This window comes from Bradyrhizobium sp. CSA112 (assembly GCF_029051645.1).
Lineage (GTDB): Bacteria > Pseudomonadota > Alphaproteobacteria > Rhizobiales > Xanthobacteraceae > Bradyrhizobium.
On record NZ_JAACFS010000022.1, the window covers coordinates 62,144 to 83,570 of the forward strand.

General features: G+C 62.1%; 22 protein-coding genes. 15 read left to right on the forward strand and 7 right to left on the reverse strand.

The annotated features are described in order from the left end of the window. Window position 1 precedes the first annotated feature (1 nt). Both pqqB and pqqA read right to left on the reverse strand, forming a co-directional pair. On the reverse strand, window positions 2–931 hold the full coding sequence (pqqB, locus tag GWE18_RS28050; protein WP_275188930.1) for a pyrroloquinoline quinone biosynthesis protein PqqB: 930 nt from the start codon (window positions 929–931) through the stop codon (window positions 2–4). A 163-nt stretch (window positions 932–1,094) separates the two neighbouring features. After that, entirely contained in the window at window positions 1,095–1,175 is an 81-nt protein-coding gene (pqqA, locus tag GWE18_RS28055) for a pyrroloquinoline quinone precursor peptide PqqA (RefSeq protein WP_275188992.1), read from the reverse strand. A gap of 298 nt (window positions 1,176–1,473) precedes the next feature. On the opposite strand from pqqA, the gene GWE18_RS28060 reads away from it, so the two are divergent. The 7 genes from GWE18_RS28060 (at window position 1,474) to GWE18_RS28090 (ending at window position 7,638) form a co-directional block, all read left to right on the forward strand. Next, window positions 1,474–1,731, forward strand: a complete 258-nt coding sequence (locus tag GWE18_RS28060; protein WP_028347078.1) for a hypothetical protein — start codon at window positions 1,474–1,476, stop codon at window positions 1,729–1,731. A gap of 193 nt (window positions 1,732–1,924) precedes the next feature. Beyond that, the gene (locus GWE18_RS28065; RefSeq protein ID WP_275188931.1) at window positions 1,925–3,250 is read left to right on the forward strand and encodes a PQQ-dependent sugar dehydrogenase; all 1,326 of its coding nucleotides are present in this window, start codon (window positions 1,925–1,927) and stop codon (window positions 3,248–3,250) included. A 116-nt stretch (window positions 3,251–3,366) separates the two neighbouring features. Next, window positions 3,367–3,933, forward strand: coding sequence for a c-type cytochrome (locus tag GWE18_RS28070; protein ID WP_275188932.1), 567 nt, complete (start codon window positions 3,367–3,369; stop codon window positions 3,931–3,933). Between the two features lie 233 nt (window positions 3,934–4,166). Beyond that, on the forward strand, window positions 4,167–5,558 hold the full coding sequence (locus tag GWE18_RS28075; protein WP_275188933.1) for an amidase family protein: 1,392 nt from the start codon (window positions 4,167–4,169) through the stop codon (window positions 5,556–5,558). A 16-nt stretch (window positions 5,559–5,574) separates the two neighbouring features. Beyond that, the gene (locus tag GWE18_RS28080) at window positions 5,575–6,051 is read left to right on the forward strand and encodes a glutathione peroxidase (protein ID WP_275188934.1); all 477 of its coding nucleotides are present in this window, start codon (window positions 5,575–5,577) and stop codon (window positions 6,049–6,051) included. After that, the gene (locus tag GWE18_RS28085; protein WP_275188935.1) at window positions 6,048–6,317 is read left to right on the forward strand and encodes a DUF3297 family protein; all 270 of its coding nucleotides are present in this window, start codon (window positions 6,048–6,050) and stop codon (window positions 6,315–6,317) included. The genes GWE18_RS28080 and GWE18_RS28085 overlap by 4 nt, the downstream gene beginning before the upstream one ends. 151 nt (window positions 6,318–6,468) lie before the next feature. Next, the gene (locus tag GWE18_RS28090; protein WP_275188936.1) at window positions 6,469–7,638 is read left to right on the forward strand and encodes a mandelate racemase/muconate lactonizing enzyme family protein; all 1,170 of its coding nucleotides are present in this window, start codon (window positions 6,469–6,471) and stop codon (window positions 7,636–7,638) included. Between the two features lie 139 nt (window positions 7,639–7,777). Here the strand turns inward: GWE18_RS28090 and GWE18_RS28095 are convergent, their stop codons facing one another. From GWE18_RS28095 to GWE18_RS28110, 4 genes are all read right to left on the reverse strand, one after another. Beyond that, on the reverse strand, window positions 7,778–8,209 hold the full coding sequence (locus tag GWE18_RS28095) for a GNAT family N-acetyltransferase (protein ID WP_275188937.1): 432 nt from the start codon (window positions 8,207–8,209) through the stop codon (window positions 7,778–7,780). After that, on the reverse strand, window positions 8,206–9,351 hold the full coding sequence (locus GWE18_RS28100; protein WP_275188938.1) for a DUF418 domain-containing protein: 1,146 nt from the start codon (window positions 9,349–9,351) through the stop codon (window positions 8,206–8,208). Before GWE18_RS28100 ends, GWE18_RS28095 begins: the two co-directional genes overlap by 4 nt. 45 nt (window positions 9,352–9,396) lie before the next feature. Then, on the reverse strand, window positions 9,397–10,749 hold the full coding sequence (locus GWE18_RS28105) for a malonyl-CoA decarboxylase (protein WP_275188939.1): 1,353 nt from the start codon (window positions 10,747–10,749) through the stop codon (window positions 9,397–9,399). A 211-nt stretch (window positions 10,750–10,960) separates the two neighbouring features. Next, window positions 10,961–11,761, reverse strand: coding sequence for a helix-turn-helix transcriptional regulator (locus tag GWE18_RS28110; RefSeq protein WP_275188940.1), 801 nt, complete (start codon window positions 11,759–11,761; stop codon window positions 10,961–10,963). Between the two features lie 68 nt (window positions 11,762–11,829). Between GWE18_RS28110 and GWE18_RS28115 the strand changes: the two genes are divergently transcribed. From GWE18_RS28115 to GWE18_RS28150, 8 genes are all read left to right on the forward strand, one after another. Continuing rightward, window positions 11,830–13,023, forward strand: coding sequence for an MFS transporter (locus GWE18_RS28115; protein WP_275188941.1), 1,194 nt, complete (start codon window positions 11,830–11,832; stop codon window positions 13,021–13,023). Window positions 13,024–13,276: 253 nt separating this feature from the next. Next, window positions 13,277–13,657, forward strand: a complete 381-nt coding sequence (locus GWE18_RS28120) for a hypothetical protein (RefSeq protein ID WP_275188943.1) — start codon at window positions 13,277–13,279, stop codon at window positions 13,655–13,657. After that, window positions 13,657–14,325: an OmpA family protein gene (locus GWE18_RS28125; protein WP_275188944.1), complete on the forward strand. Its 669-nt coding sequence runs from the start codon at window positions 13,657–13,659 to the stop codon at window positions 14,323–14,325. Before GWE18_RS28120 ends, GWE18_RS28125 begins: the two co-directional genes overlap by 1 nt. 106 nt (window positions 14,326–14,431) lie before the next feature. Further along, the gene (locus tag GWE18_RS28130; RefSeq protein ID WP_275188994.1) at window positions 14,432–15,184 is read left to right on the forward strand and encodes a transporter substrate-binding domain-containing protein; all 753 of its coding nucleotides are present in this window, start codon (window positions 14,432–14,434) and stop codon (window positions 15,182–15,184) included. 614 nt (window positions 15,185–15,798) lie between these two features. Then, window positions 15,799–16,650 (forward strand): formate/nitrite transporter family protein, encoded by an 852-nt coding sequence (locus GWE18_RS28135; protein ID WP_275188945.1) that lies wholly within the window; start codon window positions 15,799–15,801, stop codon window positions 16,648–16,650. A 62-nt stretch (window positions 16,651–16,712) separates the two neighbouring features. Then, window positions 16,713–18,449 (forward strand): bifunctional protein-serine/threonine kinase/phosphatase, encoded by a 1,737-nt coding sequence (locus GWE18_RS28140; RefSeq protein ID WP_275188995.1) that lies wholly within the window; start codon window positions 16,713–16,715, stop codon window positions 18,447–18,449. A gap of 448 nt (window positions 18,450–18,897) precedes the next feature. Beyond that, window positions 18,898–19,716, forward strand: coding sequence for a hypothetical protein (locus GWE18_RS28145; RefSeq protein ID WP_275188946.1), 819 nt, complete (start codon window positions 18,898–18,900; stop codon window positions 19,714–19,716). A gap of 113 nt (window positions 19,717–19,829) precedes the next feature. After that, the gene (locus tag GWE18_RS28150; RefSeq protein ID WP_275188947.1) at window positions 19,830–20,489 is read left to right on the forward strand and encodes a hypothetical protein; all 660 of its coding nucleotides are present in this window, start codon (window positions 19,830–19,832) and stop codon (window positions 20,487–20,489) included. Window positions 20,490–20,578: 89 nt separating this feature from the next. Here GWE18_RS28150 and GWE18_RS28155 read toward each other — a convergent pair whose 3' ends face one another. Then, a complete protein-coding gene (locus GWE18_RS28155) occupies window positions 20,579–21,373 on the reverse strand; it encodes a substrate-binding domain-containing protein (RefSeq protein ID WP_275188948.1) in 795 nt (264 codons plus the stop codon). Window positions 21,374–21,427: the final 54 nt, after the last annotated feature.

The following is a 21,427-nucleotide window of genomic DNA, read 5'->3' on the forward strand; positions in this document are numbered from 1 at the left end:
TTCACAGCGTGATCTCCGTTCCATCGGCTGGAATCTGCCAGCCCGCCTGCTCCAGTGCCTTTCGCTCTTCCGAGCCATGCAACAGGGCAGGGTTGGAGTTGTTGATATGGAAGAACACCTTGCGGCCGATGTCGAGGCCGGCAAGGCTCGCGATCGCACCCTGATCACCCGACATCGAAATGTGGCCCATGCTCTGTCCCGTCTTGGTGCCGAGGCCGGCTGCGATCAATTCGTCGTCGCGCCACACCGTGCCGTCGAAGAAGACCAGCGCGGCGCCCGCCAGGCGCGATTTGAGATCGTCGGTCACCCGCGCGCAGGCGGCCAGGAAGTAAAAATACCTGCCGCTTTCCTTGTCCAGAATGCGAAGTCCGAGCGTGTCGCCCGCGCTGTCGCCGCCGGTCGGATGCGCCTTGCCTTCGAGATACCACGCGCCCTTGCCGGGAACCGCGAAGGCGAGGATTTCCATGCCGGATGGCGAGCCGTCGGGCAGGGCCGGCTCGAACGCCCTATCGACCTCGATCGGCCGCCGCTTCACGTTGTTTTCGCCCAGCACGTTAAAGATGCTGTTGGATCGCAAAATCGCAAGGACCCGCTCGTGGGCGTAGAGCGTGAAGGGCGAACCCTCGCGCATCGACAACAGCCCTGCGACCGCATCGATTTCACCATTGGTCAGGATGACGCCGGCGATGGGGCTGTGCCTGAGCTGGCCTGCCCTGGGGTGAAGCTGCGGCGTGGCAATGAGCTGCTGACGGAGGTCGGGAGAGGCGTTGACGAGGTACCAGTGCTCGCCGTCGGCGCTGACCGCGATCGAGGCCTGGCTACTCTGCAATTCCTGATTTTCGCTTCGTGCTTTTCGGCACACCGCACATCCGCAGTTCCACTGCGGAACGCCACCGCCTGCCGCGGCGCCCAGGACGACGACGCGAAGCATGATCCGTCTCCTGGAAACTCGAAAAACCTGCGATACAAACCCGGGCGCTAAGCCCCGAGGACAAACAGCACGCGGTGGACCCCGATTTTGCGACACGTCTTCCCGTTCGGGAACGTATCTGCCCGGCGGTCCACCTGCGTGAGAAGTGAAATTGCGCTACCGCTTACTTGCGGGCGGCGCACATGTACATGTTGATTTCCATGCCCACCGGCACTTCGGCGATTTTCGGCGCTTTCCAAGCCATTTTGGCCCTCCCTTTTGTTTACCGGACGAACTCCCGCCCTCGGAGTTAAGGTAGCGCGGATCAAAAAGTTCGCCAGTTAAATCTTTGCAGGAAAGTTGAGTGAGCTATGCTGCGTTGCGAAAGGGTTCACGGAGCTGTGCAGGGAATCCCTGGTCAAAACAACGTGGGATCAGGCGTTTCCCGGTTGTTCGGGCCGTTGTGAATGACGATGCTGGGTTTGCGGTGCTGCGTGCCCGCTGGACCTGTGAGGAACGCGGTCTCCAATTGTGGGACCCCAACAAGAGTGAAGTTTCCGCCGATGCCGCGATATTATTTCAACACCCGTATCGGCGACGAGCTGATTTCCGATCCTGATGGCGAAGTGCTCAGGGATCCTGACCGCGCCTGGGAAATGGCGCGTGCCATGATCCGGGAGCTGCTCAAGACCGACGGCGCCGATGGTGCGCTTCTCAGCGCCACCATCGAAGTCACCGACGACGACGGCGAGATCGTGCTGGAGTTTCCGTTCGCCGAAGCGATTCTCGACGCACCCGGCGGTCCGATCACCAGGCACTGAAACCGCGCGGAGCCGACAAGCGTTAAAGCTTTACGTACCGTTTCCGCAGTGCAACTTCGAGCGGCATGTTTCCGATTGCGCATCGGCAGGTAAATATCGGAGAGTGCCGGCCGGGACAGCCTCCGGCGCGGCAGTATATTAGCCTGCATATCAGCCCGCGCCAAGAGAAAGGCTTCCGCCAGGGAGAACGCCCATGATGAGCTATTTGTCGGTGCCGCGCAGCCTGTTGCTATCAGGCGCGTTCTTGAGTGCATTCACGCTAGGCGCCGCTGCCCAGCAGCCCGCCACGCCGCCGGATGCCGCCCAGCCGCCTGCCACGCCGCCCGCTGCCGGCGCACCGCCGCCCGCCGGTACGGCGGCCTCGCCCGCGCTTCCACCGGGGTCGCCGTTGATCGGACGTCCTGCAGGCAACGATGCCGCCGCCAAGCTTGCACCGAACGCGCCGCCGCCGATTGCGGCAGCCCCGGACAAATTGCCGACGGCGAAGCTCAAGGTGCCGGCCGGCTTCAACATCGAGGTCTATGCCGCCGGCATGACGAACGCCCGCTCGCTCGCGCTCGGCGACAAGGGGACCGTGTTCGTCGGCAGCCGCCTGGTCGACAAGGTCTACGCCATCGTCAACAAGGACGGCAAACGGGAGGTCAAGGTTCTGGCCTCCGGCCTGTACCGGCCGAACGGCGTCGCCTTCAAGGACGGCACGCTCTACATCGCTGAACTGTCCAAGATCTCCAAGATCGAGAAGGTCGAAGACAATCTGGATGACCCGCCGAAGCCGACCGTGATCTTCGACAAGCTGCCGAAGGATGAGGCCCATGGCTGGAAGTTCATCGCGATCGGTCCCGACAACAAGCTCTACGTTCCGGTCGGCCAGCCCGGCAACAATGTGCTCAATGACGACGAGCATGGCCTGATCCACCGGATGAATCTCGACGGCTCGGGCGCGGAAGTGATCGCGCGGGGTGTCCGCAACACCGTCGGTTTCGACTGGCATCCGGAGACCAAGCAGCTCTACTTCACCGACAATGGCCGCGACTGGATGTCGGAAGACGTGCCCGAGGAAGAGCTGAACCGCATCACCAAGGTCGGCGAACATTTCGGCGCGCCGTTCTGCCTGCAGGGCAACATCACCGACCCCGAATTCGGCTGGGGTAAGTCCTGCAGCGAATACACGGCGCCGGTTGGTCTTTTGGGTCCGCATGCGGCCGCGCTCGGCATGCGCTTCTACACCGGCAACATGTTCCCGAAAGCCTATAAGAACGCGGCCATCATCGCCCGGCACGGCTCCTGGAACAGGACGAAGAAAGTTGGCGGCGACGTCGTCATCGCCAAGCTGAACAAGGACGGCACGATGAAGTCGATGGAGCCGTTCCTCACCGGCTTCCTGGAAGACAACAAGTATATCGGCCGCCCGGTCGACGTGCTGCAGATGAAGGACGGCTCGCTGCTGGTCTCCGACGACTGGAACGGCGCCGTCTACCGCATCACCTACGGCAAGCAGAAGATGGCGGGCAAGTCGTAACTCAGCAACAACCGTCATTGCGAGCGAAGCGAAGCAATCCATTCCTCAACGCGGGGATAGATGGATTGCTTCGTCGCTGCGCTCCTCGCAATGACGGCAGTGTTCGGAGTAGGCCGATGCGTAAAACAATGACGATGCTGGCGTTTGCTTTGATCGCAGCCGCAGCAAACGCCGAAACCATCGAACAACGCATCGCGCCGTGTCTCGCCTGCCACGGCGAAAAGGGGCAGTCGGAAACCGAGAACACGCCTTCGTTGGGTGGCCAACAGGCGCCTTACACGCTAATCCAGCTCTTCATGTTCCGCGAGAAGCTGCGCGTCTCCGAGCCGATGAACGAGATGGCAAAGCCGCTGACCGACGACGACCTTCGCCTCTTCTCGGACTTTATCGCCAACATACCAAAGCCGGCGCCGCCAGCGGAAAATGGCGATCCGGCGCGGATGCAGCGCGGCCAGGCGCTGGTGCAGCAGCACCGCTGCGACGCCTGCCACAACCCTGATTTGTCGGGCAAGGAGAACGTCCCGCGCATCGCCAACCAGCGCGAGGACTATCTCGCCAAGACCCTTGCCGAGTACAAGGACAACAGCCGCCACGGCTATGATGCCAGCATGGCCGATGTGATGGCGCCGATCGCGGCAGCGCAGATCGCCGATCTCGCATACTACATCGCCCGCATGCGCTAGGATGAGTTGCGCCTTTGCCCTCCCTCTCCCCGCTCTTCCGCGGGGAGAGGGTCGGGGTGAGGGGCTGCCTCCGCGTTGTCAGTGTCAGTTGAGTTCGCGGAGAGAGGCCCCTCACCCCAGCCCTCTCCCCGTGAAGAACGGGGAGAGGGAGCGTAGCTCGCTCGCCGCAAACTCCCCCGCTGGCGTTGCCCTGCGCCCGGCGTTACAAGGGCGGCAATCGGATGGAGTTTTGCATGCAAGATCTATGGCGCCTGTCGGCTGCGGAAATGGCCTCGCTGATCAGGTCGAAAAAAGTCTCGGCCAAGGAGGCGGCGACCGCGGCGCTGGCGCGGCTGGACGCGGTTAATCCCAAAATCAATGCCGTCGTCGATCACAAACCCGATGAAGTCCTGGCGCAGGCTTCCGCCGTCGATGCCGCGATCGGGCGCGGCGAAGACACCGGTCCTCTTGGCGGTGTGCCGGTGACGGTGAAAGTCAATATCGACCAGCAAGGCTTTGCCACCACCAACGGGCTGAAGCTGCAGCGCGACGCCATCGCAAAAAGCAACAGCCCGGTGATCGACAATCTGCGCAAAGCCGGCGCCGTCATTCTGGGGCGCACCAATTGCCCAGCATTTTCCTATCGCTGGTTCACCACCAACCTCATTCATGGCGACACCAAGAATCCCCGTGACCCCGGCATCACGCCCGGCGGCTCGTCCGGCGGTGCGGGGGCGGCGGTCGCGGCCGGTATCGGGCATATCGCGCACGGCACCGACATTGCAGGATCGATCCGCTATCCGGCTTATGCCTGCGGCGTGCATGGCTTGCGGCCGACCATGGGACGCATCGCGGCGTTCAACGCAGCGCTCCCGGAACGGCCGATCGGGCCACAGATCAGCGCCGTCTCGGGCCCGCTGGCGCGCACAATCGGCGATATCAGGATCGCGCTGGCCGCGATGTCGGCCAGGGATTATCGCGATCCCTGGTGGGTGCCGGCGCCGCTCGAAGGGCCGGCGGTGCCGAAGCGCGTCGCGATGTGTCTCAACCCGGATGGACTCGATCCCGTCCCCGAAGTGAAGGCAGCGGTTGCCGATGCCGGCAAGCGGCTCGAGCGCGCGGGTTGGACCGTCGAGGAAATCGCCAACACACCGCCGCTGCGCGAGGCCGCCGATTTGCAAACAAAACTCTGGCTCGGCGATGGCTATGAGGCGCAACTGGAAGCCGCCGAGCGCGAAGGCGATCCCGGCGCGCTGGCCTGCCTGCGCGGCAACCGCGCCAAGGTGCATCCGTTCGACCTGTCCAAGGCGTTGACGCGGCGCGCGACGCTGACGCGCGAATGGCTGGCGTTCTTCGAAAACTATGCCGTGCTGCTGATGCCGGTATCAGGCGAATTGCCATTCCCCGATCAGCTCGACTGCAAAGACGAGGCGTCGTTTGCGCGTGTCTGGCATGCGCAATTGCCGCAGATCGCCATTCCCTTCATGGGGCTGCCCGGGCTAACGGTTTCGACCGGACTGGTGGGGCGCGTTCCCGTTGGCGTGCAATTGGTTTCCGGGCGTTACCGCGAGGACCTGTGCCTTGCCGCGGGCGAGGCGATTGAAGCCGGCGGAACGCCGTCCGCGGCGATCGATCCGGCCGGCTGACTTGAACGAGACCACGATGCCAGGCGTTTATGATTTCACGGCGCAATCGCTCGCCGGCGAACAGGTTCCGCTGAAGCGGTTCGAGGGTCAGGTGCTCCTGATCGTCAATACTGCGAGCGCCTGCGGGTTCACGCCGCAGTACAAGGGGCTGGAGCAATTGCAACGCGAACTTGCGCCGCGTGGCTTTTCGGTGCTCGGCTTTCCTTGCAACCAGTTCGGCGGGCAGGAGCCGGGCGACGCCAGGCAGATCGAGGAATTCTGCGAAAGCAAGTATGACGTGACGTTTCCGATGTTCGCCAAGATTGACGTCAACGGCAGCCATGCGCATCCGTTGTTCAACCATTTGAAGAACGCGAAATCGGGACTATTGGGTTCGTCGATCAAATGGAATTTCACGAAATTCCTGGTCGACCGGTCGGGCAAGGTGGTCGGGCGTTACGCGCCGACCGCTACGCCCGAAGCAATACGAAGAGAAATCGAGGCACTGCTGTGAGCGAGAGCAACAAAGCGACGAACGACGAATTTCCCGACCGTCTCTCGGTCGATCCGAACAGCCCGTACTACAATGCCGAGATCCTCGCGCGCGACGTCGGCATTCGCTTCAAGGGCGTCGAAAAGACCAATGTCGAGGAGTATTGCATCAGCGAGGGCTGGGTGCGCGTCACCGCCGGCAACGCCAAGGACCGCTACGGCAACCCGCTGACCATCAAGGTGCACGGCCCGGTCGAGCCGTATTTCCGCGATAAGCCAAGGTCCTGAGGAGGTCTCTCCTTCGTCATTGCGAGCGAAGCGAAGCAATCCATACCTCGGCATGCGTGGGCTCGATGGATTGCTTCGTCGCTTCGCTCCTCGCAATGACGGTGGGGGGCAGTTGCCTCCTATTGATGCGAATTCTTTGAAGGTCCAAACCATGTCCGTCCGTATCGTCGACGTCTGCGAAATCACAAAACCGATCTCCTCGCCGATCCGCAACGCCTATATCGACTTCACCAAAATGACGACGAGCCTGGTCGCCGTCGTCACCGACGCCGTGCGCGACGGCAAGCGCGTGGTCGGTTACGGCTTCAATTCCAATGGCCGCTACGGGCAGGGCGGGCTGATCCGCGAACGCTTTGCGCCGCGGCTCAAGGAGGCCGATCCAAAAACGCTGCTCGATGCCGATGGCGGCAATCTCGACCCGGACAAGGTCTGGGCGGCGATGATGGCGAACGAAAAACCGGGCGGCCATGGCGAGCGTTCGGTCGCCGTCGGCACCATCGACATGGCGGTGTGGGACGCGGTGGCGAAGATCGCGGGCAAGCCGCTGTTCCGGCTGCTTGCCGAGCGCCATGGCCTTAAGGCCAATCCACGCGTCTTCGTCTATGCTGCCGGCGGCTATTATTATCCCGGCAAGGATCTGTCAGCGCTGCGCGGCGAAATGCGCGGCTATCTCGACCGCGGCTACAATGTCGTCAAGATGAAGATCGGCGGCGCGCCGATCGCGGAGGACCGCGAGCGCATCGAAGCGGTGCTGAAGGAGATCGGCAACGACGCGCAACTCGCCGTCGACGCCAACGGCCGCTTCGATCTGGAGACAGCGATCGCCTATGCCAAGATGCTGCGGGAATATCCGCTGTTCTGGTACGAGGAGGCCGGCGATCCGCTCGACTTCGCGCTGCAGGCCGCGCTCGCCGAATTCTATCCGGCACCAATGGCGACGGGCGAGAATCTATTCAGCCATCAGGACGCGAGGAATTTGATCCGCTATGGCGGCATGCGCCCCGATCGCGACTGGCTGCAATTCGATTGCGCGCTGTCCTATGGTCTGTGCGAATACCAGCGCACGCTGGCGGTGCTGAAGACGCACGGCTGGTCGCCGAGCCGCTGCATTCCCCACGGTGGCCACCAGATGTCGCTCAACATTGCGGCCGGCCTCGGGCTCGGCGGCAATGAGAGCTATCCCGACCTGTTCCAGCCCTATGGCGGCTTCCCGGACGGCGTGCGTGTCGAGAACGGCCATATCACCATGCCGGATCTGCCCGGCATCGGCTTTGAGGGGAAGGCCGATCTCTATGCGGAGATGAAGGCGCTGGCGGCGTGACACATGCTGTCATCGTCCGCGAAAGCGGACGATCCAGTACGCCGCGGCCTCTCGATTCTGTGACTGGCCTCAGCGGGTACTGGATGCCCGCCTGCGCGGGCATGACGAGAGGCGGTACGACGGGATCGCCGGCTCACGATCAGTTCTCGGACAACAGCCCCTTGTCGATCGCTGATGGTCGGTTCCTGAAAATCGCCATGGCCGTCTTCATCCGCAGGAAGCCAAACTTCGCATAAAGCGGCTCGCGGCCAGCGACCGAATACAGGATGATCTTCGCATGTCCCTGCGATTTGGCGAGGAGTCGTTCGATAATCTGTTTTCCGAGACCGGTTCCCTGATGGCTCGGTAGAACCGCGACGTCGCAAAGATAGGCGCAATCGCGGCCGTCAGCCAAAACCCGGCCGGCGCCGACCAGCCGGCCGTTGTCGCGGGCCAGGCAGCAGAACATGCTGTTGCCGAAGACCACCTCGAGATCATCAGCGTTCTTGTTGCCAAGCGGCGCCGCCCGATACAGCGCCTCAAGTTCATGCCAGTCCACGTCAGCGCAGTCGTCGGTCCAGACAATCGTCATCGCACGGCCTCAATCGGTGAATGCAACATCGGTTGCGGCACACCATACATCAGCGTGCGCCACAGCCACTCGACCGGACCGTATCGGTAACGCCGCAGCCACCGGGCGCTGAAAAACACCTGTCCGATATAGACGGCAACGCCGATGGCCAGCGCGCTGGTGACGCCGAGGCGCCCGAACAGGCCGAGACCATAGCCATAAAAGATCCAGCCAAGGATCAGGGATTGCATGAGGTAGTTGGTGAATGCCATGCGCCCTAACGGTGCGGCCCAGCCGAGCAGCTTCTTTCCGCTCTCGAGATGGGCGATGCCGATGATGACCGCCCCATAACCCAGCGCCAGCAGGATGGTGCCGAGAGCGTCGGCGCCGGCAAGGATCAATGCCGCGCCAAGGCCGGTACAGGGGGCGCCGACCGACAGCAGGCGCCGGGGCGGGCTTTGTAGAATGCCGGTACGCCAGGCGAGCGCGCCGAGAAGAAACAGCCCGATCGTGCGCGGAAAAACAAAGGCGTGCAGTGGAACGATAAGCGGAATTTCGCGGAGCCGGAACGCCAGCACATCGAGGAAGCCGCCTGTCGCATAGATGCGGGTGGCATCCTCGATGTGCTGCGTGACCGTGGCCGTACTGGGAAACAATCCATCCGGCGGAGCCGCCTGCATCGCAAGATAGAGCACAAGAAACGCTGGTGCGGCGGCGGCCAGTAGCCAGCGCGGGCCAAACAGGAACGGCAGGACGAACAATCCAGCGAGAGCATACTCGGTGAGAATATCGCCGTTCCAGATCAGGCAGAGGTGAATCAGTCCGAATGCCAGCAGTACGACGAGCCGCCGCACGAGGAGCGACGCGCGACGCTCGCTGTTCGCAAGCCGATCGAACTGAATGGCCAGACCTGCGCCGAACAGGAGCGAAAACAGCGCAAGTGCCTTCATCTCGACGGCCAGCGTCAAGATCGTTTCGACGGCGCTGTCGATCGGCGCTGTCGAAGGCTTCCGAGAAAGAAATTGTTCGAAGATCGAGACGCGAAATTCATTGACGACGTTGATCGCGACAACGCCGAGCAAGGCAAGGCCTCGCAACACGTCGATGGCGTCGATCCGCTCGGCGGGGCGTGTCGGCCGGGGAGAGGCGGCGTCATCGGCCATTGCGCCATGACTTCCAATCGAGCGGCGAGTGAATTCCTCGCCGGGCTACGACAATCGCATATCCAACAGCCGCCGGCCTTCCGCCTTGAGCAGTTTCTTCACGGCGCTGGACGCGGCGATGTCGCCCTGGTTGGCGTAGGCCTCGTGGTTTTTCTCGATGTCTTCGAGGCGATAGAGGTAATTGACCATGATCCCTGCGGATTCGCGCAGGCCCTTCGGCGACAGGTCGCCGAGCCAGTTGATCTTCTCCAGCCGCGCGCCGTTGCCGATATGGAAGCGCGCCACCGAGTCGATCAGCCGGCCTTTTGATGTGCGGGCCTTGAGGAAGTAGTACGCGGCCATCGGCTCCAGCACGGCGCGCAACTGCGAAGTCAATTCCGCATCCTCGAACCAGTCCGGCCTGTCGAGGCTTTCCAGCAGCGTCCGTTCTTCGGCCGTGACCGGAACGTCGTCGGCCTTCTTCAGCCATTGCATGAAGCCCGGCACCGGCGACAGCGTGATGAACGTATCGAGCTTCGGCAATTCGCGCCGCAATTCCTCGACCACCTGTTTGATCAAGAAGCTGCCGAAGGAAATGCCGCCAAGCCCTTTTTGCGTATTCGAAATCGAATAGAACACGGCGGTGCGCGCGCGTTCGATCGGCACCGGCTGCCGATCGGCGGCGAGCAGCGGCGCGATTGCGGTCGGGATCGTCTCGGTCAGCGCGACTTCGACGAAGATCAGCGGTTCGTCGTTGAGCTGGGGATGGAAGAAGGCGTAGCAGCGGCGATCGACCGGGTCGATGCGGCGGCGCAAATCGTTCCAGTCGCGGATTTCGTGCACGGCTTCATAACGGATGATCTGTTCCAAAATGTTCGCTGGCGTCGACCAGTCGATCCTGCGTAGCACGAGAAATCCCCTGTTGAACCAAGAAGATAATAGATGCACGACGTCGCGGTCGAGCGCGGCCAAGTCCTTGTTGCCCTTCATCAGGGAAAGCAGGTCGGCGCGCATCGCCACCAACTCGCTGGTGCCGCCCGGCGCGCGGTTGAGCCGGCGGATCAGCTCCTGCCGGAGCGGCTCGGAAGCAAAGTGAAGATCGCTGGCATCGCTGTCGTTTGGCTGGCTGCGCCAGCTCTCGATCGCCTGCGACAGCTTCTCGCGGTCGGGACCGAAGTTGCGGGCCAGCGTTTCGAAGAAGGTGAGCCGGCCGGCGGCGTCGAGATCGTGGTAGCGATCAAGCACCTCGCGCGCCATCGCGGTGCCGGAGGCTTCGCCGCGGCCCGACAGCAGCGCTTCACATAACTCGATCAGCTCCGAAGCGTCCTGGCCGTCGTTGGACGGTCCGGCCCGCCGAAGCAGGGTGCGGCCGCGTTCTGATATCGTCGCGAGAAGGTCGGAGAAGAAGGCATTGGCCATGTGGCGGGTCGAATCCAGCGGGGTGTTACGAACCTTAAACGGAATTTAGAATTATGCCGATCACAATCAAGATCACCTGGTCGTCATGCCCCGCGTATGCGGGGCATCCAGTACGCCGCGGCCTATCGACTGATCATCGCCGCCTCTGGAATACTGGATTACCCGCCTTCGCGGGTAATGACGTCAATACAATGTCGTCAATGTCATCGCCTCACTCCTTCCCGGCAAATTCCGTCGGCGTTTTTCCGGTAACCTGCCGGAAGGCATGGGAAAACGCGGGCACGCTGGCATAGCCCAGATCCGAGGCGAGCTGCTTGACCGAGACGCCGGCGTCCGTCGACAGCTTCTCGATGGCCGCCGCAATCCGGGCGCGCTGGCACCAGCTCTTGAAGCTCAATTGTGTCTCCGACGAGAACAGCCGCGACAGCGTCCGCACCGAGGTGCCGACTTCGCTCGCCAGGCTCTCGATCTCGTGGTCGGCAGTCGGGTCTGATAGCACGATGTCGGCGGCGCGCCGGCAGCGCGGCTCACTCGGCAGCGGGATGAAGGTCGCGGAATCCTCGGCCCGGTCCAGCTCCATCATCGCGAGTTGCAGCAGAAGGGCGGTTCGCTCACGATTGCTGCGATCGTCGAACAAAGCGAGAATCGCCTGATGCAGGAGCGGCGATACCCGCACCACGAATTCCGCATCTAAGCTGTGGCTGCGCGCCTCGCGCTGCAGCCAATCGAGCTCAAAGTAGAGCGTCCGCATTTCGATGTCGGCGAGCACGTCGATCGCATGTTCCGATAGCGCGGGGACCCACACCGCGCGATCCGGCGGCACCAACCAACGGCCCTTCGGCGTCGTCACCTGCATCGTTCCCTTCGCCGCATAGACCAGTTGCGCCTCGCGGTGCATGTGGGTATCGAGCCGGACGCCCTTTTTGTAGCTGTTGGCGATCATGTGGATGCCGTCGCCGGTCGAGATGCGGCGCCCGATAATGGCGGCAATTGGCTTTTCGGCGATATTCATTGGCGACATCCCGTCAGGACAACCCCGTATAACCCATTTCTGAAAATTGCGGGATTCGGGAATCGACCATGAACAGCCCAAGGAACAGCCCAAGCCGGGTGATTACCTTCGTCAACGCCGCCCACTTCATCGACCATTATTCGATGCTGATTTTCGCCGCCGCCGTCATCATCATGGGCCCGGCGCTCGGCATGGCCTATTCGGAATTGCTGCCTTACGCCACCCCCGGCTTCGTCGCCTTTGGCGCGGGCTCGCTCATCACCGGCTGGCTCGGCGACCGCTGGAGCCGCCGCCACATGATGGTGATTTTCTTCCTCGGCATCGGCGCGTCGATGATCGCGGTCGGCTTCGTGCAAACGTCGCTGCAGCTCGGCGCCGCGCTGCTCGCAATCGGCCTGTTCGCCTCGATCTACCATCCCGTCGGCACCGCGATGATCGTGTCCTATGCCGAAAAGCTCGGCCGCGAGATGGGCCTGAACGGCGTCTGGGGCAATCTCGGCGTGGCGTCCTCGGCCCTGGTCACCGGTGTGATCGGGCAATATCTCGGCTGGCGCTGGGCCTTCATCATCCCGGGCGTGGTCACCATGCTGATCGGCGTGACCTTCGCGCAGATGGTGGTGCATGAGGATCGAACCGGCACCAGGCAGGCGGCGGCGCAGGCGCGCGTGGCGAAGCAGGACATGTGGCGGGTGTTCCTGGCGCTGCTGATCGTGGTGATCGCGATATCCACCACGTTCAACGCCATCACCGTGGCGATGCCGAAACTGTTTGCGGAGCGGCTGGCCGGCATGACCACCAGCCCGGCGTTGCTCGGGGTCATCGCGGCCAGCGTCTATGTCTTCGGCGCGATGACGCAGTATACCATCGGCAAGTTGATCGACCATTATTCGCTCAAGACCGTGATGCTGCCGCTGTCGTTTTTGCTGGCGCCGTTTATGTATTTCGCGGCGACGCTGTCGAACCTGCCGCTGATCATCGCCTCCATCGGCATCGTGATGGGCGCGTTCGGCCAGGTCACCGTCAACGACGCCATGGTTGGCAAATACACCACCGAGGAATGGCGCTCGCGCGCCTATTCGGTGCGCTACTTCGTCGGCTTCACCGCGGCCGGCGCCTCCGTCGGCTTGGTGGCGTGGCTCTACGAGCAGGGCGGCTTCGTCACCATGCTGCAGACGTTCGGCGCGCTCTGCCTGCTGGTGATCGTGGCTGCGATCATCCTGCCGCGGGAGATCAGGGTGCCGGCGGCGCCGAGCGCGCCGTAGGCGAAGGACGCCGGAAGCGCGGCGGTCGAACTCATGGTGTCGTCACCCTGTCATGGTGCCGGCGGGCTGAGGGCATTTCCCAGCCTGGCAAGCTCGTCATATCGTGCGCGTCTGGGCTACCCGCGACGATTTGCTGCGGCGCAATAGCTCAGGGGTAACGTAGCTAAATCCAACAGAGCACTTGACCATAGCTACCCTCCTTGTGTGAGGTGCGGGCATGACCCGAATCCGGCTTTTCCTGTTCATAATTGCGATGTCGGTGCCTTCGCTGGCAGCGGCGCAGACCATGAAGTTCGAGGAGGCCGGGGCCATGCTGGCCGCGAGCTGTGGCAAGGACATCGATGACAACTGCCGCGGCGTCAATTTCGACGCGACGCGCCTGAAGGAGTGCCTGGGCCGCAACCAGGACGTGGTCTCGGCGAAGTGCAAGACCGATTATCCTCAGGCCCTCGGCGCCATCCAGCAGCGCATTACCGCGCGCACCTCGCTTGTAAAACTGTGCAATTGGGAATTGAACAAGCTGTGCGGTGAGGTTCGGTACGATCCCGTCAAGGGGATACAGTGTCTTTTGGATTCAACCAAGAAGGCGACCCCGAACTGCAACAAGGCGATCAGCGCTGCGGGGTATCGCTGATGCTTTGGGGAAGAAAGCTGCGCGGCATCGGTCTCTTGCTGGGCGTCTTGGCCCTGTTTGCCTTGCCGGTGGCAGCGGCGCACGCGCAAACGGCGGCTACCTCGACGGCAGACATTATCGAGAAGCTTGCCGTTGAAGCCGAGGCCGATCTCGACCTGCCTGCCTTGCGCCAACAGGCTGCCGACCGGATCAAGGCAAGAGCGGATGCGCAGCCGCAGAAGCGGCCGCCGATCGCGCCGCAACTGACGAAACTTCCGCAAGTCCGTTTCGACATCGTGTTCGACCAGGACTCCTCGCTGATCCGGCCGGCCTCCTATCAGACGATGGGCAGCATCGCCGACGCATTGACCGATCCGAAATTGCGGCCCTACCGCTATCTGATCGTCGATCATGTCGAATCCGCTGGCCGGCGCGACCACAATCTGATCCTGAGCCAGCGGCGCGCGGAATCGGTCCGGGATGTCCTGGTGAACACCTTCAAGGTATCGCCGAAACGGCTTCAGGCACTTGGACTCGGCGAGGAGCAGCTACAAGACGTCAATCGCCCGGCTTCGCCGGCCAATGCGCGCGTCCAGATCATTGCGGTCGGAAAGTTTGAAACGGCCGAACCGGCAACGCCGGCTGCGGCGGCACAAAAAGGCGCCGCTGCGACAAAGAAGAAGCGCTGATCATCCGCAAAAGGGGGAGCGCGACGCCAGCCGCGGGCTGGGGAAGGAGCGGTCGATGTTCAATCAATTCTCGCCGGGAAAGGCCGGTCTCTTTCTGGGATTAACGATGATGATGAATGCGCCCGCGGCCGCAGACGCCTTGAAGGATGAGATTGCACCGACCGGCAAGCTGCGGGTGGCGATTGCGATCAGTCCGGCCGGTGGCGCGTTCTGGTCGACCAAGACAGAGACCGGCTATGCCGGCGTGCCGGTCGATCTCGGCAAGGCGATGGCGGAGCAACTTGGCGTCCCCGTCGAATATGTCGCGCACAACAATTCCGGGCAGATCGTCGATGCGGCGTCGAAGGGCACCTGGGACATCACCTTCCTGCCGAAGGATCCCGAACGCGAGGGCAGAATGTCATTCGGGCCGATCTATGAGGTTGCGGACGCGACCTACATCGTCAAGCCAGGTTCACAGGTCACGAATTTCCAGGCGCTCGATCAGCCCGGAATCAAGGTCGCCGCCGTCAACAATACGACCACGATGCGCGGCGCGATCGCGCATTTGAAGAACGCCAAAGTCACGGGCTACCAGACCTACGACGAAATCTTCGGCCTGCTCAAAAGCGGCGAGATCGACGCGTTCGCGCTATCGCGCGACCAGCTCAACGCGATGGCAAAGCAGATCCCAGGCACGCGCGTGCTGGACGAAACCTTCAAGCAGACCGTGACGGCGGTCGCGGTGCCGCTCAATCATCCGCTGTCGCTGGCGTTTGCGGAGAAGTTTCTGAACGAAGCGATCGCCAACGGCACGTTACGCAAGGCCTATGACAATAACGGCCTGAAGGATCGGCCGGTGCGGACGCAGACGAAGTAGAAGCTTGCTCCGCTGTCGTCCCTGCGAACGCAGGGACCCATAACCACAGGATTGAGTTGTTGGAAGACGCTGGGGCGCCAGCGTTCGCAAAACTTTGTCCTGTGGCTATGGGTCCCGGATCGGCACTCGCTGTGCTCGCTTGTCCGGGACGACAGCGAGTTTGTGACGAGCCGCTGCAGCAGGCGCTAACATATGTGCAACTGCACAAATACAAGGCATCCGCCTCAATCAGAGCACGGCGCGATAGGGCCATAACCACGTAGAAATACGCGCTTTTCCGGCCCCGCGGCCGGATTTCCGGTTGGCACATCGATTGCTTAATCCTGTCTCAGTCAATGACGACTGCCGTCCTTTCGGATTGCCAAGGCCAGCGTTGGCCGAAGGCGTTGGGATCAAGCGGCCTCGCGTGAGGCGCTTCGAGCAGTCTTCAGGACCACCTCACGATAGCTCGTGCATCTCCAGTTCCTGATCGGGCGTGAGCCCGCGTCGTTCTGTGCCGTTCAAAGGCGGCGCGGGATTTGTCGCGCACGAGGACGGCAAGATTTTTCACTTAATCGGTGCACGGCTGCGCAGCATCCGGCGCGCTTCAACGTTGTCTCGAAAGGGGAACTGGAATGGCCTATCTCGCGCCTTCTGAATTCGTGACCAAGATGGTCGACGCCGGAGAATCCAAAATCTTCATGTCGACGCGCGATACGGTCATCCGCGCCTACATGGCCGGAGCGATCCTCGCGCTTGCCGCGGCGTTTGCGATCACCATCAACGTGCAGACCGGCGTGCCGATCGTCGGCGCCGCGCTGTTCCCGGTCGGCTTCTGCATGCTGTATCTGCTCGGCTTTGACCTGCTCACCGGCGTGTTCGTGCTGGCGCCGCTGGCGCTGATCGACAAGCGCCCGGGCGTGACGCTTGGCGGCGTGCTGCGCAACTGGGGCCTCGTCTTCATCGGAAACTTCGCCGGCGCCTTCACGGTCGCCGTCATGATGGCGATCGTGTTCACCTTCGGCTGGTCGCAGCCACCGGACAAGGTCGGCCAGGTGATCGGCACCATCGGCGAGAGCCGCACCGTCGGCTATGCCAACCATGGCGCGGCCGGCATGCTGACGCTGTTCATCCGCGGCATGCTCTGCAACTGGATGGTTTCCGCCGGCGTCGTGGGCGCGATGATCTCCACGCACGTCAGCGGCAAGGTGATCGCGATGTGGATGCCGATCATGCTGTTCTTCTTCATGACCTTCGAGCATTCCATCGTGAACATGTTCCTGTTCCCTTCCGGCCTTTTGCTCGGCGGCAAGTTCACCTGGTGGGACTACATCATCTGGAACGAGATCCCGACCGTCGTCGGCAACCTCGTCGGCGGCCTCGCTTTCACCGGGCTCACGCTTTACGCCACTCACATCAAGACCGGCCCGTCGCGCAGCGCATCGGCTGCGGCATCTTCGCGGCCGTCCTCGCGCATTGCCGCTTGATCTCAAGATGAGGATGGGCCTCTCCTCACAAGGGGAGAGGCCCATTGTCGCGAAAGCCGGGAATGCCGCGCGAGCTGAAAATATCGGTCGGACAGTTTTCCGATAAGGGAGCCAAGGAAACCAACCAGGATTTCCATGGCGTCCTGATCCCGGACGAGCCGCTGCTCAGCCTCAAGGGCATTTCCATCGTGCTGGCCGACGGCATCAGCACGAGCAAGGTCAGCCGGGTCGCCGCGGAATCGGCGGTCAAGGGGTTTTTGACCGACTATTACTGCACCTCGGAATCCTGGTCGGTGCGCACCTCGGCGCAGCGCGTGCTGGAGGCGACCAATTCCTGGCTGCATTCGCAGACGCGCAGCCAGTATGCCTATGATAAGGACCGCGGTTACGTCTGTACGCTCTCCGCCATGGTCATCAAGTCGACCACGGCGCATCTCTTTCACATCGGCGATTCCCGCATCTATCGTCTCTCCGGCAACACGCTGGAGCAGCTCACCAACGACCACCGCATCGTCATCTCCTCGCAGCAGAGCTATCTCGGCCGGGCGCTCGGCGTAAATCCGCAGATCGAGATCGACTATCAGATGCTGCGGCTCGAGCCGGGCGACGTCTTTGTGCTGGCGACCGACGGCATCTACGAGCATCTTAGCGCCCGCCGCATTGCAAAGGCGGTGAACGAAAACATGGCCGATCTCGACGCGGCCGCCAAGGCGATTGTCGACCAGGCTTTTGAAGCCGGCAGCGAGGACAATCTAACCGTCCAGATCGTCCGCGTCGACGAGGTGCCTGACGGCGCCGCAGCCGAAGTGTTCGCCCAGCCGCGTGAGCTGCCGCTGCCGCCGCTGCTCGAGGCGCGGGCGGTTTTCGATGGCTACCGGATCGTCCGCGAACTGCACGGCTCCAGCCGGAGCCACATCTATCTCGCCGTCGACATCGAAACCGATGCCGTCGTCACCATCAAAATTCCGTCGATCGATCTGCGCGACGATCCCGCTTACTTGAAGCGGTTCATGATGGAGGAGTGGGTGGCGCGGCGGATCGACAGCCCACATGTGCTGAAGCCCTGCCTGCTGCAGCGCAAGCGCAACTTCCTCTATGTCGCGACCGAATACATCGACGGCCAGACGCTGACGCAATGGATGATCGACAATCCGAAGCCCGGCCTGGAGACCGTGCGCGGCATCGTCGAGCAAATCGCCAAGGGGCTGCGCGCCTTCCACCGCAAGGAGATGCTGCACCAGGACATCAGGCCCGACAACATCATGATCGACGCCACCGGCACGGTGAAGATCATCGATTTCGGTTCGACCAGGATCACCGGCGTCGTCGAGGCCGAGCCATCAGGCATGCGCAACGATATTCTCGGCACGCAGCAATACACCGCGCCGGAATATTTTCTCGGCGAGCCGGCGACCCCGCGCTCCGACCTGTTCTCGCTCGGTGTCATCACCTATCAGATGCTGACCGGAAAGCTGCCCTACGGCGCGCAGATCGCGAACGCGCGAACCAGGTCGCAGTTCAACAGGCTGGTCTACCGTCCGGCCTCGCATGGCGATCGCGACGTGCCGCAATGGATCGACGGGACGCTGGAGAAGGCCGTGCATCCCAATCCATACAAGCGCTATGACAGTTTTTCGGAGTTCCTGTTCGACCTGCGTCATCCCAACGCGAACTATCTCTCGACGTCACGGACGCCGCTGATCGAGCGCAACCCGCTGTTGTTCTGGAAAAGTACAACGGTTGTGCTGGCGCTGGCCGTGATCGTGCTGCTGGCGATTCAGCACGGCATGCATCGGTAGCTCCGCCGTCATGCTCCGCCAACGGGTCGCGCGAATGCGCGCCCGATGACAGGCTCCGGCGGGGCATCCAGTACGCCGTGTAGCTAGTTTTTTCACAATGTGCGCCGCGGCGTACTGGACCGCCCGGTCGAGCCGGGCGATGACGGCTCAATTCGCTGCGATCGGATCCATGTCGGTATCGAAGTGGATTTGCCTGCCGCCCCATCCGATCATTTTGTCTCATCCTGCCGGGGCCGACGCCGATACCCTTTCAAAAATCCTTAACGGCACTTTACCTGACGAATGCGAGATCGGGCGAGCGCGACAATCCGGCGTTTGCCTTTATGGCTCGAGAGCCCAACTGCAGCAGATCACTCTCCTCCCTTCATGAAACGTTAGGGCTCGCTCCTGATGGTCGTTTGCAACCCGTAGGTGCGACGTCTAGTTTTATCTTCCGGCGACCAATCGGGTGTACATCCCGCATGAAGGGGGTGGCGACATGGTAGAGACAGGTGATGTCGAAGGCCGGCTCTGCGGTGAGCTTGCCGCCTCAATCGCGCGCCATGTGACCAAGCATAGCCAGGATGGCGCTCCTGGATGCAAGGGCGCGACCTTCTATCACTACTCAATGTCGGCATTCGAAGCAGCGACGGTCGCGTTGACGAAGTTCGGGCTGCTCGCGCCCGTCCCGCGGGCGGATAGGCCGGGCGAGACCTGGTACTGCCAGCACGCCTTGACGATGGATGCCGATGCGATGCCGAAATATCTGGCAGGGCGTGTCGGGAAAGATGACCCACGCTTTGCAGAATTGCTGGAAGCCTATCTGGGGGTCGTTTGCGGATATGGCGACCCGCCGATGCCTACCGGCCGCCAGCCGTTTGACTGCCTGGAGATACACCGCAACGCCGCGCGGATGCTTGCCGAAGCGGGTTATCTGGAGCCGGTGGGCGATCAGTACCGTTGGACCGACAAGATCGGTCCAACGATGGTCGCCGGCTATTTCTGGAAAGAGGACTTCGAGTCGCTGGCGGAAATAGAAGAGCGCGATCTGGAAGCCGAATCCGACGAGATCGTGCGGACGATGCCTGACAGGATCGTGCAGATATTCAAGGAGCAGGCTGACGTTATCTCCATGACGATAGTCCTGAGCAAGCTTTGGCGGGATGGTGCATGGCGGCTGGATGCGTTGCCGGAGAGCGGCAATGAATGGATCACCTTGCCGGCACCATGCATCCTCCTAGCGCAGCGCGTGCTGAAAAAATTCAGGGCGAAATATGGGATCGCATGAAACAAGGCTGGGTCGAAAGATTAAAAGCCTGAACGATCAGCAAAGGCACGGGGAGCCATTGAGTGCACAATCACCGCAACCACGATCGAAAAAGGGGACAGAAGGAGGACCGCGTGAATCGGCGGGTCCTTCTGACAATTATGCTCGGTGTAATGTTTATGGCAGGCGTCGTAAACATGGTCGCGGCTTCTGCGGAGAGTTCTCCGCCAAAGCCCCCGAACTGCCCTGATCTGCCCGAGCGTAAAAACCTGGTCCTGGCGGACGGGTCGATTGCAGATGTGAGAATTGTTCAATTCGGCTCTACAAATCTCTACATCCCGACCAGTTGGGTCCAGCCTTATTTCTTCTCCAAAGACCCTGTCACCGGGACCGTTTTATCGGGCGGTCTCACGTTTGTTCCCGAACTTCATCAAGTGGAGTGCCCGGGCGTGGTCCACGCACTCAGCCTTGATCAGAGCGGTCCGGTAATGACGTTGTGGTCGAGCAAGAAAGGCCCTTTGCCGACCATCTCGGCTGGCGAGGTGTCGATGTTGCGCATCACCGCCGATTTACCCAACCCGGGCGAACGGCTCCGTGTTGTTTATGGTCGATTGCACCACTTGCCCAAATTGAAGCCCGTGCCGGGCATCGTGGTCTATCTGGGGATAGACGCAGAAATTCGAACAAAAAACGTAGAGAGCCCGGCCATCGAGGATTTGGTTCGCTGGTTGGCTTCGCCACCTAATCGCCGCGACAACAGCCGTGCGTTCGTATTGAAGGTTGAAAGTCGATGACTGCGGGATACGAGTGCTGCGAGCCGGGGCGCAAGCCTACTTTGCATGGGGTTGTTTTCGCGATTTTCCGTTCGGGCACCTGCGGTGCTTTAGTTCGTCGGGCCCGACGCGATCGGATCCAAGCCGCTCTTGACGATCTCGCCACGCGCCGCGGGTGAGGCGAGGAACTTGATTAGCGCCTTGCCGGCATCTGGCTCCTTCGAGACGCTGGCGATCCCAGCGGAGAATACCGTGATCTTCTGCAGCGCGTCCGGCAGCGGGCCGACGATGTCGATGCCTTCCACGGACTTCAATTCGCTGACTTGCTGGAAGCCGATCTCGGCCTCGCCGCGCGCGACGATCTCGCCGACGGGAGTAGCCGGAATCTTCCGCGCCTTGTCCTTCATCTCGTCGGCAATGCCGAGCTTGCCGAACATCTCGGTCGAGACATAGACGCCGCTGGCGCTGTCGGAATAGGCGACGGTCTTGACCGCCAGCAGCGCGCGCTTGAGCGCATCCGCCGTAGAAATGTCCGGCTTCGGCGCGCCCGACTTCACGGCGACGCCGATCGGCGACTTGACGAGATCGACGCTGGTGCCGGCGGTCACCTTGCCTTTCCTGGCGAGATCGTCGAGCGCATAGCCGACCATGATGAGGACATCAGCAGGCTCGCCGCGCTCCAGCCGCACCGGAATGGCATTGGTGGTCGTGCCCATCGACGGCCCGTAGGCGGTCAGGACCTTGTGGCCCGTGCTGCGCTCGAATTCAGGAACCAGCGCCTTGTAGGCCGCCGACAGTCCGCCCGAGATCATCACGCGCACCTCGGCAGCGCCGGCCGTGACGGTCAGCAGGAATACGCCGAGAACGGCGAGCGTGAAGGCGCGAAGGTTGATTGAAAGACGCATGGTGGTTTCTCCCCGGGGCGACTCTTGAACGGTCGGTCTTGAGAGGATGTTAGC